At 61.7% G+C, this 14,025-nt stretch carries 16 protein-coding genes and 1 pseudogene; 11 read left to right on the top strand and 6 right to left on the bottom strand.

The window, feature by feature from the left end; genetic code table 11:
• The first annotated feature begins 8 nt into the window (after positions 1 to 8).
• Both hpaH and hpaI read left to right on the top strand, forming a co-directional pair.
• On the top strand, positions 9 to 821 hold the full coding sequence (gene hpaH, locus ACLIRY_RS17295) for a 2-oxo-hept-4-ene-1,7-dioate hydratase (RefSeq protein WP_413206662.1): 813 nt from the start codon (positions 9 to 11) through the stop codon (positions 819 to 821).
• 4 nt (positions 822 to 825) lie between these two features.
• On the top strand, positions 826 to 1,620 hold the full coding sequence (gene hpaI, locus ACLIRY_RS17290; RefSeq protein ID WP_413206661.1) for a 4-hydroxy-2-oxoheptanedioate aldolase: 795 nt from the start codon (positions 826 to 828) through the stop codon (positions 1,618 to 1,620).
• A gap of 13 nt (positions 1,621 to 1,633) precedes the next feature.
• On the opposite strand, the gene ACLIRY_RS17285 is transcribed toward hpaI, so the two are convergent.
• On the bottom strand, positions 1,634 to 2,563 hold the full coding sequence (locus ACLIRY_RS17285; RefSeq protein ID WP_413206660.1) for a LysR family transcriptional regulator: 930 nt from the start codon (positions 2,561 to 2,563) through the stop codon (positions 1,634 to 1,636).
• A 111-nt stretch (positions 2,564 to 2,674) separates the two neighbouring features.
• Here ACLIRY_RS17285 and ACLIRY_RS17280 point away from each other — a divergent pair, with 111 nt between their 5' ends.
• Entirely contained in the window at positions 2,675 to 3,697 is a 1,023-nt protein-coding gene (locus ACLIRY_RS17280; RefSeq protein ID WP_413206659.1) for a DMT family transporter, read from the top strand.
• Here ACLIRY_RS17280 and dcd read toward each other — a convergent pair.
• Positions 3,672 to 4,262 carry a dCTP deaminase gene (dcd, locus tag ACLIRY_RS17275; RefSeq protein ID WP_413206658.1) on the bottom strand — a complete coding sequence of 197 codons (591 nt, stop codon included), beginning with the start codon at positions 4,260 to 4,262 and terminating at the stop codon, positions 3,672 to 3,674. The two genes, ACLIRY_RS17280 and dcd, sit on opposite strands and share 26 nt — an antisense overlap.
• Positions 4,263 to 4,914: 652 nt before the next feature.
• Here dcd and ACLIRY_RS17270 point away from each other — a divergent pair.
• Together ACLIRY_RS17270 and ACLIRY_RS17265 are read left to right on the top strand one after the other, a co-directional pair.
• A complete protein-coding gene (locus ACLIRY_RS17270) occupies positions 4,915 to 5,064 on the top strand; it encodes a hypothetical protein (protein ID WP_413206657.1) in 150 nt (49 codons plus the stop codon).
• A 54-nt stretch (positions 5,065 to 5,118) separates the two neighbouring features.
• Complete coding sequence (locus ACLIRY_RS17265; protein ID WP_413206656.1) at positions 5,119 to 5,952, top strand: transglutaminase-like domain-containing protein; 834 nt, start codon at positions 5,119 to 5,121, stop codon at positions 5,950 to 5,952.
• On the opposite strand, the gene ACLIRY_RS17260 is transcribed toward ACLIRY_RS17265, so the two are convergent.
• Positions 5,953 to 6,705 carry a DUF4336 domain-containing protein gene (locus tag ACLIRY_RS17260; RefSeq protein ID WP_413206655.1) on the bottom strand — a complete coding sequence of 251 codons (753 nt, stop codon included), beginning with the start codon at positions 6,703 to 6,705 and terminating at the stop codon, positions 5,953 to 5,955.
• A gap of 150 nt (positions 6,706 to 6,855) precedes the next feature.
• Here ACLIRY_RS17260 and ACLIRY_RS17255 point away from each other — a divergent pair.
• The 4 genes and pseudogenes from ACLIRY_RS17255 to ACLIRY_RS17240 all read left to right on the top strand — a co-directional run.
• Positions 6,856 to 7,089 (top strand): annotated as a pseudogene (locus ACLIRY_RS17255) (ArsR/SmtB family transcription factor); the annotation flags it as partial.
• A 90-nt stretch (positions 7,090 to 7,179) separates the two neighbouring features.
• Positions 7,180 to 7,713: an arsenate reductase ArsC gene (locus ACLIRY_RS17250; RefSeq protein WP_413206707.1), complete on the top strand. Its 534-nt coding sequence runs from the start codon at positions 7,180 to 7,182 to the stop codon at positions 7,711 to 7,713.
• 56 nt (positions 7,714 to 7,769) lie between these two features.
• Positions 7,770 to 8,825: an ACR3 family arsenite efflux transporter gene (gene arsB, locus ACLIRY_RS17245; protein WP_413206706.1), complete on the top strand. Its 1,056-nt coding sequence runs from the start codon at positions 7,770 to 7,772 to the stop codon at positions 8,823 to 8,825.
• Positions 8,822 to 9,274 (top strand): GNAT family N-acetyltransferase, encoded by a 453-nt coding sequence (locus ACLIRY_RS17240; protein ID WP_413206654.1) that lies wholly within the window; start codon positions 8,822 to 8,824, stop codon positions 9,272 to 9,274. The genes arsB and ACLIRY_RS17240 overlap by 4 nt, the downstream gene beginning before the upstream one ends.
• A gap of 113 nt (positions 9,275 to 9,387) precedes the next feature.
• Here the strand turns inward: ACLIRY_RS17240 and ACLIRY_RS17235 are convergent, their stop codons facing one another.
• The gene (locus tag ACLIRY_RS17235; RefSeq protein ID WP_413206653.1) at positions 9,388 to 9,627 is read right to left on the bottom strand and encodes a hypothetical protein; all 240 of its coding nucleotides are present in this window, start codon (positions 9,625 to 9,627) and stop codon (positions 9,388 to 9,390) included.
• A gap of 398 nt (positions 9,628 to 10,025) precedes the next feature.
• Here ACLIRY_RS17235 and ACLIRY_RS17230 point away from each other — a divergent pair, with 398 nt between their 5' ends.
• Positions 10,026 to 10,205 carry a hypothetical protein gene (locus tag ACLIRY_RS17230; RefSeq protein WP_413206652.1) on the top strand — a complete coding sequence of 60 codons (180 nt, stop codon included), beginning with the start codon at positions 10,026 to 10,028 and terminating at the stop codon, positions 10,203 to 10,205.
• 19 nt (positions 10,206 to 10,224) lie between these two features.
• Positions 10,225 to 11,496: a dGTP triphosphohydrolase gene (dgt, locus tag ACLIRY_RS17225; RefSeq protein ID WP_413206651.1), complete on the top strand. Its 1,272-nt coding sequence runs from the start codon at positions 10,225 to 10,227 to the stop codon at positions 11,494 to 11,496.
• Positions 11,497 to 11,727: 231 nt separating this feature from the next.
• Here dgt and ACLIRY_RS17220 read toward each other — a convergent pair whose 3' ends face one another.
• Together ACLIRY_RS17220 and ACLIRY_RS17215 are read right to left on the bottom strand one after the other, a co-directional pair.
• A complete protein-coding gene (locus tag ACLIRY_RS17220) occupies positions 11,728 to 12,792 on the bottom strand; it encodes a glycosyltransferase family 4 protein (protein WP_413206650.1) in 1,065 nt (354 codons plus the stop codon).
• A gap of 47 nt (positions 12,793 to 12,839) precedes the next feature.
• Complete coding sequence (locus tag ACLIRY_RS17215; protein ID WP_413206649.1) at positions 12,840 to 13,751, bottom strand: UDP-2,3-diacylglucosamine diphosphatase; 912 nt, start codon at positions 13,749 to 13,751, stop codon at positions 12,840 to 12,842.
• Positions 13,752 to 14,025: the final 274 nt, after the last annotated feature.

The raw sequence follows: 14,025 nt of genomic DNA, 5'->3' as shown, positions 1-14,025 counted from the left end.
ACCCGCCCATGCTCGACCAAGCCACCATCCAGGCCGCCGCGACCCGTATCAACGAGGCGGAACAATCCCGCGTCCAGATCCGCCAGCTCTCCCTGGACCACCCGGAGATGACCATTGAGGATGCCTATGCCATCCAGAAGGCTTGGGTAGACCTCAAGATCGCCGAGGGGCGGTCCATCCTTGGCCATAAGATCGGCCTGACCTCCCGGGCCATGCAGCAGTCCTCCCAGATCGACGAACCCGATTACGGGACCCTGCTGGACGACATGCAATTCGATGATGGCGCCACCATTCCCGCCGACCGCTTCATCGCACCCATGGTGGAAATCGAGCTGGCCTTTCTCCTCAAGGCCCCCCTGTTCGGCCCGAAGGTGACGATCTTCGACGTGCTGAACGCCACCGACTACGTCACCCCCGCCGTAGAGATCATCGACGCCCGCGTCCAGCGCATCGACCCCGAAAGCAAACGTCCCCGAAAAGTCTTCGACACCATTTCCGACAACGCCGCCAACGCCGGGATCATCCTGGGAGGGCGCCCCATCAAACCCCTGGACCTGGACCTGCGTTGGGTCGCCGGGCTGCTCTATCGTAACGGGGTGATCGAGGAGACAGGCGTGGCTGCGGGCGTGCTGAACCACCCGGCCAATGGAATCGCCTGGCTCTGCCGTAAATTCGCCCCCCATGGCATTGGGCTTGAGGCGGGACAGGTCATCCTCGCCGGATCCTTCACCCGCCCGGTGGCCGCCCGTCCCGGCGACAGTTTTCATGTGGATTATGGTCCCATGGGCGCCATCACCAGCCATTTCGCGAAGGGAGAATGAGGCCATGGCCAATGTTTTCAAAACCGCCATCACCCAAGGCCAAACCCAGATCGGTCTGTGGTTGGGCCTCGCCGATGGCTATTCCGCCGAGATCTGCGCAGGCGCCGGGTTCGATTGGCTGCTGATCGATGGCGAGCACGCGCCGAACGACCTCCGCACCATCCTGGAGCAGCTCCGCGCCATCGCCCCCTATCCTTCCGCCCCCGTCGTTCGACCGGTGGACAAGGATCCGGCCAAGATCAAGCAGCTCCTGGACATCGGCACCCCCACCCTGCTGGTCCCCATGGTCGAAACCGCCGAGGAGGCCGAAGCCCTGGTCGCCGCCACCCGTTACCCCCCCAAGGGCATCCGCGGTGTTGGCACAGCCCTGGCCCGGGCCTCCGGTTGGAACCGCGACGGGGGCTATTTGGGCCGAGCCGACGAGGACATCTGCCTTCTGGTCCAAGTGGAAAACCGCGAGGGCCTGAGGAATTTGAACGCTATCGCCTCGGTCGAAGGGGTGGACGGTGTTTTCATCGGCCCCGCCGACCTGGCCGGTGCGCTCGGCCACCTGGGCAACCCGGCTCATCCCGAGGTTCAGGCGATTATCGCGGACGCGCTCGGCACCATTGCCAACCTGGGCAAAGCACCAGGGATCCTGTCCGCCACGCCGGAGATGAGCCGCACCTATCTGGACGCGGGCGCCCTTTTCGTCGCCGTGGGCGTGGACACGGTGCTGCTGGCCCGCGCAACCTCCGCCCTGGCCGCATCCTATAAGGAGGCCATCGACGTTCTAGGCAAATCCAACGGCGCCTATTAAAACCAACGGCCGATCACGCGGCGGGGTCAAGCAAACGCATCAGCCCCGCCGAATCCCGAAGCATGTCCGCCAGACCCAGGGCCTCCGGCGCGCGACCGCGCACCGTTAACAGCAACCGGACAGTGGGAAGGGGCGGAAACCCATCCACCTCTGACAAAATCCGATGCATCGCCCCCACGGCCCCCAAACTGAGCACGCCCACCCCAAGCCCGGCATCAAGGGCTCTGCGGATGGCATCGTAAGACGAACTCACGTAGGCCGGGTAATGGGCAACACCAGCCCCCCCCAAAGCCGCCAGAGCCGCAGCCCGATAGGCGCAGCCCTCCGGAAAGAGGATCAGGGGCACCGCCCGCGCCTCTGCGCCGATCCGTATCCGATCCCGGGCCACCCAGACCAGGGGTTCCTCGCGCAGGACCCAGGTTTGCACGCCCTCTTCCACGCCGACGTCGGGCGCCCCCACCATGCGCTTATACACCCCCACATCCAACTGGCCGCGATCAAGCAGGATTGCGATCCTGCTCGACAGGGTCGACTCCACCTCCACCCGCAAACCCGGGTTCAGGGCGAGACAATGGGAGATCGCCCCCTGAACGGCTGCCAGAGGAAAATCATCGGGCACCCCCAAACGAACCCGCCCAAACAGCTCTGGCCGTTTCAAGGCCCCCAGGGCATCGGTCAGCCGAGACAGGATCTCCCGGGCAGTCGGAAGGAATCGTCGTCCTTCCTCTGTCAGCCCCTCCACTTGCCCCCGACGCCGCTCCACCAGACGGCAGCCCACGGCCTCCTCCAGCTTTTGCAGACTCTGGCTGACCGCTGATTGGGTTCGACCCAATTCCTCGCTGGCCCGCATGAAGCCGCCGTCCTCGTTGACCAGCACAAAGGCCCGCAATTGCTCCAGGGTCACTCGGCGATCGCCCAGTGCCTCGATCATCTCGACTCCCATGAGATCCCCCATAAATCAGTGAAACTTATTTATATGCATTCCTTATTAATTTTTCCATCCCCAACCAACCATCCATGCTGACCGGGTTCCAGAAAAAGAGGAGACCCCGCCATGGACCGCATCCTGACATCCGCCCTCATCCTGCTGTTCAGCTTCGTTTGGAGTTCGGCCTTCATCGTCGCCAAAGTCGCCCTGGTGGAATGGGCGCCCCTCACGATCCTGGCCGTGCGCTTCGCCCTTGCCGCACTGCTGCTGAGCCCGGCCCTGATCACACTGCCGGAAGCGATCCCCCGCAGTGTCACGCCCCCGCCCAAGAAGAAGCCCCCTTCCCCGCCCCCCCTGCGCCGGGGCGCCCAGGCCACCAGCCTGCCCCCTTTGCGGGCGCCCTCCCCCTGGGGGCCGGTGGATCGCCGGGCCATGACTCTGGGCCTTCTCATGGGCGTCCTCAACGGCGCCATCTATCTTGGCCTGTCCTTCAGCGCGATCCGCCTTTTGCGGCCCGAGGTGGTGATTGTGGTCATTGGTCTGACGCCCTTTTTCACCCTCTTGATCGCCGCGGCCACGGGGGTGGAGCGCCTGAGTCTCTTCAAGGTTCTCGGTGTCCTGCTGGGTTTGATGGGTGTCGCCCTGGTCTCGGGAATCGGCACGGATGCCAACCCAAATCCCCTTGGACTGCTCTACGCCCTGGGATCCGGTTTGGCTTTTTCCTTCGGAACGGTCCTGTTTCGGGGCAAGGCGGGGCGCCTGCCCATGGGACCGCTCGCCTTCTGGCAATCCCTGGGGGCCTGTTTGGCTCTGTTGCCCGCCATCGCCATGTTGGAGCCTTTGCCCCCCGCACTGCCCTCCTGGACTCTGACGGGCGCTATCCTCTATCTCACACTGGTGGTGACGGTCTTCGGCATGACCCTTTGGTTGGTGCTCATCCGCCGCCATGGGGCGGGGACGGCAGCCTCATTCCACCTGCTCAATCCGGTGACGGGTATCCTGCTCGCCCATTGGGTGCTGGGATCGGAGATCCGCGCCACGGACCTTTGGGGCGCGGCGGTCATCGCCTTGGGCTTGAGCCTGACTCTCCTCCAGCCGGACCGGTTGCCGGTCCTGGGGCGCCTTATTCGGCGGCCCCTTCGGTGCTGATGCGACTGGGGAGGGGGGCGAGTTGCTCCTTGTACTTGGAGGTCGGGCTCAGGGCGTAGGGCTTCGTGGACGGCGTCATCAAGGCTTCGAAGCTGATGGCACAGATGCGCATGCCCGGCCGCAGGGCCAGGGGCAGAGGACCACAGTTAAAGAACTCCAGGGTGATCCGCCCATCCCAGCCGGGATCGATGGTATGGGCCGTGGCATGGACCATCAATCCCAGTCGGGCAAGGCTGCTGCGTCCGTCCAGTCGTCCGGCCAACCCTTCCCAAATGCGCACCCGTTGGACGGTGATCCCCAGTGCGAATTCCCCGGGATGAAGGTAGAAGGGCTCGCCGTCGGCCACGTCCACATGCCCCATCAGGGCCTCGATATCTTCCCCCTTCAACCCGCCCGGCGGGGCCAGATCCACATGGCTGGCCTTGCCTGGCAAGAAGACCCGGAACGCATTGCCCAGTTGAAGGTCCACGGACATGGCCCCAATCTGGTCTTCGGTCGGCGGCGGCTCGAAGGCAATTTTGCCATCAGCCATATGCGCACAGATGTCCTCGTTGGAAAGCTTCATTGCCCTATTCCCTCTCCCCGACATGCCATCGGCGCCCCCGATATCTGCGGGAGTCCACCTGCGACCGTGCCGGGGCGCAAGATTTCACGTTTTCCCGCTGCGGTCCAGACCAGCCAACATCCACCAGCCCGGTTTCCCACCCGTTTCCCTTGACCTTCCCGCCAGCCAATGCAGTTTGGTGAAATATCTCTCGTCCAAAGACAATAATTCACTCACATTGCAATATTCGATTGACTTCAAGGCATCAGCGATTCATATCATTTGCATATAGGTTGAAACGCGACGTCATCTCCGTCTTTCCGAAACAAACAGACCTTTTCGGAAAGACACGCCCCAAGAAGACACGTCTTCCGACTCCGGCCCCCACACAACCGCCATTTGCGATACATGGAATACCGGCAGGGGATAAAGCGTTTCCACAAATAACATGCACCTTGACCGCCCTGGGGCTCAGAGCCTCCTGCGGTTTCTCACTGACTCTTTCGCGGATCCCCAGGGGATCTCCCACAGCCTCTCTTTCCCATCCCACGCCCGAGCAGAAATGCTCCGCGAGATAGGGAAGAGGTTTCGGGATTCATCTTGTCGGACCGCACATCGACCAAGGACTTAAGACATGCCTCAATCAACAAGTAAGGCGTGGGAACGGGCTGAAATGGCTTTCAGAAAGACCGAACCCAACACGCCCAACAAGCCCCCTTCCGACCTGGACAAGGAACGGGCCGCCCGCGCCGAACGCACCCGTGCTCTGAGGGAACAACGCCTGGCCATGAAAACCACGGGCCAGAAAAGCCGTAAATCCTGACCGTTCCCTCGTGAAGCCTCCCGCCCCAACGCTTCCCGAAAGGAACCGGTCTTCATGCTGATACGCTTTGGCCATGAAATATCCATCCAATGCCAAAACCCGACGCCCGTGATCTGCCTGCTGCGGACCCGGAGCGAACGGAAAGCCGACATCCGCTCTCTCGAGACCACGGTCACCAATCCCGACGTTGACACCTCCACCTACACGGATCTGTTCGGCAACACCTGCCTGCGCTTCGTTGCGCCCCCGGGCATCTTGACGGTTTGGGGAGACGGCACGATTGAGGATAGCGGCCAGACCGACCCGGTCGATTGGGATGCCCAAGAGATTCCCGTCGCCGACCTGCCCGATGAGTGCCTTGTCTATCTATTGGGAAGCCGATATTGCGAAACGGACCGCTTGAGCCAGATCGCCTGGGACACCTTCGGGCAAACGGCACCGGGCTGGAACCGGGTTCAGGCCATATGTAATTTCGTTCACAATCACATCACGTTCAACTACATGAACGCGCGTGCGACGCGCAGCGCCTATGAAGCCTACTCGGACCGGACCGGCGTCTGCCGGGACTATGCCCACTTGGCCATTGCGCTCTGTCGCTGCATGAACATCCCGGCCCGCTACGTGAACGGATACCTGGGCGACATCGGCGTCCCCATCCTGGACCCCATGGATTTCAGCGCCTGGATGGAGGTCTATCTGGGGGGGCGTTGGATCACCTTTGACCCGCGCAACAACAAGCCCCGCATTGGCCGGATCGTCGTGGCCCATGGCCGGGACGCCGCCGATGTCCCCCTGATCCATTCCTTCGGCCCCCATATCCTCTCCTCTTTCCGGGTTTGGACCTATGACGTCACCGGGCTTCCCTTGGTCAAACCCGTCACGTCGTAGCTACAGACCCGTCCACGCAAAAATCCGGCGGATCTCCGGTTCCAAGGTTCCGGAGGCTCCCGCCTCAACCAGTTCGCCGTGGGACAGGATGATCCGACGGGGCGCCCAACCAATCAGGACGCGCGCGACCTCTCGGATCTCCTCCCTGTGGGAGCGGAAGGTGAACTGCAGATCCTTGGGCGTTCCCCCATGGGGATGCAATACGCCGCCCAGCCGCATCAACATGCGCATGCCCACCCCCTCGACCCGGTCCGGCGCGAAGTTCTCATACAGATCCGTCAAGATCAGACTGGCCGAGGGGCGATGCAAGAAAACTGCCTCGGTCATAAAATCGCCGGGCACCAGGCGCATGTCGACGGCCCCAGCCCAATCTGCGGGCGGGGTCGCCCCGAGCACCTCATCGACCGTAAAGCCCCCCTCGGCCTCCTTTTCCGTCACCCCCGGCGCGGCCCGAATCCGAGCCTTGGGATAGGCCGCTTTCCATGCCGCCAACCCCTCCCAGTGGATCTTGTTGGGCGCGACCAGATCCGTGACCGGCCCCAGGGCATCCACGGCGGCCTTCAACTCGGGCGTCAAGCGCGTGGGGGAATGGACCCAAAGGCCACCCCCAGGCAACCGAACCAAGGTCGCCCGGGTGGTAAACGGCATGCTCCAGAACAGGTAGCGCATATGCGTGACAGGTCCATCAATGATCCACAGATCGTCGGCCAACGCCTTGAGAACGTTTAACGGCGCATAGGGGGTCAGGGTCACCTGGGTACTCCTCACAATCATCAATCCGAGAAAAACCTAACAGAATCAGCCCCTGAATCCGCAATTCGAATAGCGCGCGGATGCCGCATTCTGCAAAACTGTCACAAAATTACACTTGAATACTTCAACGATAATTGAAACATTGATCCTATGATGACCACAGCAACAGCGGCCAGAGTCTTCGCAGCCCTCGCCCATGACACCCGATTGACGGTTTTTCGGACCCTCACCCAAGTGGGAGAACTCAGTGCCACGGACTTGTCCTCCTGCACGGGGCTCAGCCCCTCGGCCCTCTCCTTTCACCTGAAGGACCTGCGGGCTGCAGGCTTGGTGGACAGTCGACGCGACGGGCGCTGGATTCTCTATTCCGCCAGCTACGCCACCTTGACCGCCTTGACCGCTTACCTCGGATCCACTCCGTCCTCCTCACCTGACGTCTCGATACTGAACCGAACTGGCAAGGACAGCTCCCCCATGCGCGCTTCTGATCGTCCCTACCACGTCCTCTTCCTCTGCACGGGCAATTCTTCCCGAAGCATCATGGCCGAGGGCCTCCTCAACCGTCTCGGCAGGGGCAAGGTCCTGGCCCACAGTGGTGGCAGCCATCCCCGTGGACAGGTGGATTCCGTGACCCTCGACCTGATGAAACGGGAAGGCTACGACACCGCCTCCTTCCGCTCCAAAAGTTGGGACGAATTCGCCTTACCGGACTCGCCCCCCATGGATTTTGTTTTCACCGTTTGCGACGCTGCCGCCGGCGAGCCCTGCCCGGTTTGGCCCGGTCAGCCCATGACCGCCCATTGGGGTGTTCCCGATCCAACCCTGTCGGAGGGAAACGGAACCGAACAGGCTTTGATGACCGCAGATGTCTACCGGATGCTGTCCCACAGGATCGAAATTTTCCTTTCGCTCCCGCTGGTGTCCCTTGATCGCTTGGCTTTACAGCATAAGCTCGATCAAATCGGCTTGGTCACGGACCGGACTGATGGGCGAGTGACGAAACCATGAGCCGGCCACCCCAGAAGAAGGAACCCCAGGACAGCACCGGCGAAAACGCCGCCGAACTGGATGTCTTCTCCCGCTACCTGACGGTTTGGGTCAGCCTGTGCATCGTCGCGGGCATCGCCCTGGGTCACTTTGCGCCAGATGCCTTCCAGGCCATCGCCGCCGTGGAGCTGGCCCAGGTTAACCTTCCCGTTGCGATCCTCATCTGGTTGATGATCATCCCCATGCTGTTAAAGATCGACTTTGGAGCCCTCAGCCAGGTCAAGGAGCATTGGCGAGGCATAGCCGTGACGGTCTTCATCAACTGGGCCATCAAACCCTTCTCCATGGCTTTGCTGGGATGGCTGTTCATCGCCTGGCTGTTCCGTCCCCTTTTGCCCGCAGATCAGATCGACAGCTATATTGCCGGATTAATCCTGCTGGCCGCAGCCCCTTGTACGGCCATGGTCTTCGTTTGGTCCCACCTTTGTGACGGAGAACCCCATTTCACCCTCTCCCAGGTTGCCTTGAACGATGCCATCATGGTGGTGGCCTTCGCTCCTTTGGTTGGGGTGCTGCTGGGAATCTCGGCGATCATCGTGCCCTGGGATACCCTGATCCTGTCGGTGGCCTTGTTCATTCTGGTGCCTGTGGCCCTATCCCAACTCTGGCGCCGCGCCCTGATCGCCAAGGGGGGCGACGCTGCCCTCTCCCGGATGCTTTCCCGTTTGGCGCCCGTATCGCCCGGTGCCTTGCTGATCACCCTGGTCCTGCTGTTCGGCTTCCAGGGAGAGCGGATCCTGGAACAGCCACTGGTGATCCTGCTGCTTGCCGTCCCCATCCTGATCCAGGTCTATTTCAACGCCGGTCTGGCCTATTGGCTGAACCGGGTGACGGGGGAGGCCCATTGCGTGGCCGCGCCCTCGGCCCTGATTGGCGCATCGAATTTCTTCGAGCTGGCCGTCGCCACCGCCATTGGCCTGTTCGGCTTCGAGTCCGGCGCCGCCCTGGCCACCGTGGTGGGCGTCCTGGTGGAGGTGCCGGTCATGCTCTCCGTCGTCCATCTGACCAAGGCCACCCGACGGTGGTACGAGGCCGGAAACCGCGTGCCCCAAAAAGGAAAGTCACAAGAATGACATGGTCTTTTCAGCCCGCAGAACCGGCCGACCGGTCGGCCATCGAAGCCCTGCTGATTGCCTCCGCCCTCCCCGTCACGGATCTGCCAGCCGACTTGGACGGCTTCCTGATCCTGCGGGAGGGGGACATCCTGGCGGCCTGTGGCGGGATCGAGCCATTGGATCCCTCCACCGGACTGGTCCGCTCCCTCGCCGTGGCGCCGCCCCGGCGCGGCCAGGGTATCGCCGACGCGCTGCTCGACGCCCTGGAAGAACGGGCCGCAGCGTCGGGGTTGACCACCCTGTGCATGCTCACCACGACCATCACCACCTTCGCCCAGGCGCGCGGGTACGTCCCCATTCCCCGCGCCCAAGCACCCGAAGCGATCCGCGTTACCGCCCAGTTCCAAGGCCTCTGTCCCGATAGCGCAGCCCTTCTCATCAAAGAACGGCCAGCACCCCGGACATGACTGCCCGCCGCCGAACAAGAACGAATCCATACAAACGAAGAGCAGCGAAGGTCACAGACCGAACAAACGCAACGGCGGCCTCCCCCCGGGCAGGCCGCCGTGACCGCAGGTGATCATCCGTCAGATCGGAGCGGGACGGCGAAGAGGGCATCTATGGTGCCCCCGTTTTCGAGGTGTTTGACCAGGGCGTCAATGAAGGTCTGTTCTTCTTGCCGATTGGCCGGGCGGGTGCGCACGGCAGGCACGGGTTTCAGGCCGGAGAAGGCCAGCTTCAGGAACTTATCCAGGCTGTCTTCATCATTCGGGCTGCACACAAAGGACGGCGTCCCATTCACATCAACGGAAACACGCATCGTAATCCCCCAAAAATCAGATCCACGCGGATCCCCAAGGCCCCGCGTTCCCCCAAGCCACCCCGGCCCGGGTGAGAAAAACACTACCGCGCCTGTTCCGCAGGAGCGAGGGGAGAAATTCCGTCTTCGTATGGATTTTTCGTCCCGTCCCATTGGAAATAACGATGAGGGTTCCTCCTGGCATCGCGCAGCCGGGATCTTGAAACACCACGGACACTCTGTCGCCTTTCCGACGAAATCCGTGCTGCCCTGAGCGAAATCATCGAGGGCGTGACGGAGCGGACGACGGGGTCAGGGCGACGCGAAACAGCCCATCCCGGAAGATCCTTTCCAGAGCATACCTTTCAGGGCATCCTCCCTGAGGGGTAACGGGATGGGCTGGTGTTATGGGAGAGGGCATGGATTGGCAAGACCTGCTGTGCGATCACAGGCTAAGAGACAAGCACTATACCGCCCAGCCGAACCGGTCGATCTTCGTTCAGGATCACGACCGCATCGTCTTTTCCGCCCCCTTCCGGCGCCTAGATCACGTTTATGAAATCAGGTCTGTCCGACCTGATTTCATAAACGTGATCTAAATCTTATAGTTAGAGCGGAATGAGACGGAAAACCGCACACACTTTTCCTCATTCCGCTCTAGCCAACAAGACCCAAGTCCAGCCCCTGTACGAACACGACCACGTTCATCACCGCCTCATCCATTCCATCGAGGTGAGCAGCGTTGGCCGCTCACTGGCGATGCGGATCGGCAACTGGCTGGAAGAGACGCAGCAGATCCCCCCTGGGGAGTCAAACAGTCTGGCGAACATCGTTCAGGCGGCCTGCGTCGCCCATGACATCGGCAACCCGCCCTTCGGTCACTCGGGCGAAGCCGCGATGGGTGATTGGTTCGCCGAGAAGTTCAGCGATCCCAAAGGACTGTTTGCGGAGGTCGAGGAGGCCCATCGCCTGGAATTCACGGCGTTCGAAGGGAATGCCCAAGGCTTCCGCATTCTCTCCCGCCTCGAGATGTATCGCAATGACGGGGGGATGCGCCTGTCCAAGGCAACCTTGGGCGCGTTCATGAAATACCCCGTCCAGGCCGATGTCCGCGCCCGTGTCATCGACGAAGACCAAAACGGCGACGGGGCCCCCTATATCGGCCTCAAGAAGTTTGGCCTGTTTCGCTCCGAACAGCCGCTGTTCCAGGAGGCTGCGGCCACCCTGAAACTCCCCGAAGAAGATCACCCGTCCGGGAGGTGGTGGAGACGCCATCCCCTGGTTTTCATCGTCGAAGCCGCAGACGACATTTGCTACAACATCGTCGACCTGGAGGACGCCTTCACGACCGGCGAACTCCCCTTCGAGACCGTCCAACCCCTGCTGCACAAGGCTGCGAACAGCCCCAATCGCCCCGTCAACGGCCTGAGCCAAGCCGAACAGATCGCCCTGCTGCGGGCCTTGAGTATCGGAGCGGCAATCAACAGCTGCTACGAGGCGTTCCAAGCCAACTACGCCGCCATTATGGACGGAAGTTGCTCCACCCCCCTAATCGATGCGGGCCCCTTGGCCCCGGTCTTTGCCGAGATGCAGGCTCTGTCCCGGGATCAGGTCTTCACCGCCCGGCGAAAAACCGAGTTGGAGGTGACCGGTCGGCGGGTGATCACCAACGTGATGTCAGGTGTGCTTCCCGTCTTCGAGGATCTGGCCGAGCGCGGATGGGACCCGGACAAGCTGTCAGGCCACACCCGCCAGCTTGTCAGAGCACTCGACCTGGATTTGCGGGACGTGGTCACTGCGGAGCAAGCGCTCCACAGCCTCGCGGACTTTACGTCAGGGATGACGGACCGGTACGCCATGCGGATTGCCCGGATGCTTTCGGGGATTTGAAGAGGGGGCATTTGCTGCCGTTGGTGGGGAGCGCCGACTGATCCCGTTTTACTCTAGATCAAACCGCCTTAAATCGGAATCGATTGAAGGCGGGCAATTTGATCTAGATTCAACAGGTTGAGCATCGAGTGGATCGGAAAACCGGCGCCCACTTTTCCGCTCAATGCTCTAAGTCACTGACATTAAAGCAAATCGTCGTCGCAATCTGTTCCAGATTGCTCGGGATTTGCTCTAGGCGGACCCCCCGACCTCCACCGGATTGCGCGAGGACGCGAAGAAATCCTCCGGATCAAAGGGATGGACATTCTTCAAGAACTGGTCAACGGACGTCTCCCAAGACCGGCTCAGGGCGAAGTCTCGGCAAGCTTCGGCGGGGATGTCCAAGGCCTTGACCGCGGCGGCACGCAGATCCTCGGACAGGACACCGACAGGCGCATCGCCGATCACGTCCAACGGACCGGGCACGGGATAAGCCGCGACAGACAGGCCGCTGGCCAGGGCCTCCAGCAGGACCAAACCAAAGGTGTCGGTGCGGCTGGGGAAAACGAAGACATCACCGACGGAAAAGTGGGTCGCCAAGTCTTCACCATGGCGTTCCCCGGCGAAATGGACCTCCGGATGGCGGGCCTTCAGGCTCTCCAATTGGGGACCGCCGCCGACCACGATCTTCGTTCCGGGCAAATCCAGACTAAGGAAGGCCGAGATGTTCTTTTCCACAGCAACCCGACCCACATAAACGAACCAAGGGCGCGGACCGGTGATCAGGTGGTTCAGGCTATCCTTGGGACGGGGGCGGAACAGGTCGGTATCCACGCCCCGGGTCCAGCGCTTGATGTTGGAAAACCCCCAGTTGGTCAATTCGTCCTCGATCCCCTGGGTCGCGACCATGATGGCATGCGACGGACCGTGGAACCAGCGCATCACCTTGTAGCCCCAGCGCACCGGCACGCCAAAGCGGGCGTTGACGTATTCCGGGAACTTGGTGTGGAAGGCGGTGGTGAAGGGGATATCGCGCTTCACGCAATAGCGCCGGGCGGTGACCCCCAGGGGGCCTTCGGTGGCGATATGGACGACGCAGGGCTGGAAGGTCTGGATGGCCTGAGCCATGGTCTTGCCCGGAAGAAGGGCCAGCCGGATCTCGCTATAGGTGGGGCAGGGGATGGTGCGGAAACTGTCGGGGGTGATGTAGACGGTTTCATGGCCCCGGGCCTCCAGGCGCCGACGCAGGGTGTCGAGGGTGCGGACAACCCCATTCACCTGGGGAAACCAGGCGTCCGTGACAACAAGGATGCGCATGGTAAAGGAGCCCTTTTCTTGGAATATAGGTCTCAGAGGACGGTGGATTATTCAGCGGGTTTGACCGACTCTTTCTCACGGCTTCCGGATCGGTGATCCGTCTCGTCGATCTGCAGGACATCGGGACCCTGTCCGGCGGAGAGCAGGGCTTCCGCCGGATTGTCTGGAGCGTCCACTTCGCGGGCGTCGGCGTAGCCCGTGAACAGGGACAAGTGCTGGGTTTCGGACCAATGCAGGATGTCCATGCGGCCATCGTGGTGTTCGACCAGGGCCGAGCAGCTTTCCACCCAGTCCCCGTCATTGCAGTACAGGATCTCCTCCACCTCGCGGATTTCGGGGTGGTGGATATGACCGCAAATAATGCCGGTGACGCCCCGCATCCGGGCCACCTCGGCCATCGACGTTTCAAAGTCGTCGATGTACTTCACGGCATTTTTTACCTTGTGCTTCAGATACTTGGACAACGACCAATAGGGCAGGCCCAGGCGGTGGCGGGCCAGGTTGAACCAATGGTTGGTTTCCAAAAGCCAGACGTAGGCCCAATCCCCAAGCTTGGCGAGCCACTTGGCATATTTCACGACGCCGTCGAATTCATCGCCATGGATAACCAGATAGCGGCGCCCATCCGCGCCCTCGTGGATGGCTTCGCGCATGACCTGGACTTCGCCGAATTCGGCGTCGCAGTAGCTTCGGGCGAATTCGTCATGGTTGCCGGGGATGAAAATCACCTTGGTGCCCTTGCGCGCCTTGCGCAGCAGCTTTTGCACCACGTCGTTATGGGCCTGGGGCCAATGCCAATGTTTTTGCAATCGCCAACCGTCGACGATATCGCCCACTAGGTACAGGCTGTCCGATTCGGTATTCTTAAGGAAATCCAGCAGGAAGTCAGCTTTGCAGCCCCGGGTTCCCAAGTGGATGTCCGAGATGAAGATGGTGCGGTATCGGCTTGGTTCCGTCATGGCTTTGAGTACGCGTCCGTGTTCCATGGCGTGTCGGTTCAATGCCCCATCCGGCGACACCGGATGAGTCCGTTCGTTCGAGGATGCCCCAGCGGCCTGATATCCTGGATCCGGGCGCCATGCACAGACGCTAGGTGCTCCGTCGACCGCTCCGTCGTCGTCACGCCCCGCCGTTTCAAAGCGCGCCGTTGGATCGCTTGTACCGCTCGACCGGAGGGGAAGCCACCGGGTTATTGGCAAGACACAAATAATTCACCGCCTTGTCTTCGAAGTG

Source organism: Rhodospirillum sp. A1_3_36 (assembly GCF_047263945.1).
In the GTDB taxonomy this organism is placed as follows: domain Bacteria; phylum Pseudomonadota; class Alphaproteobacteria; order Rhodospirillales; family Rhodospirillaceae; genus Rhodospirillum.
This window is presented reverse-complemented; position numbering and strand designations above follow the sequence as displayed.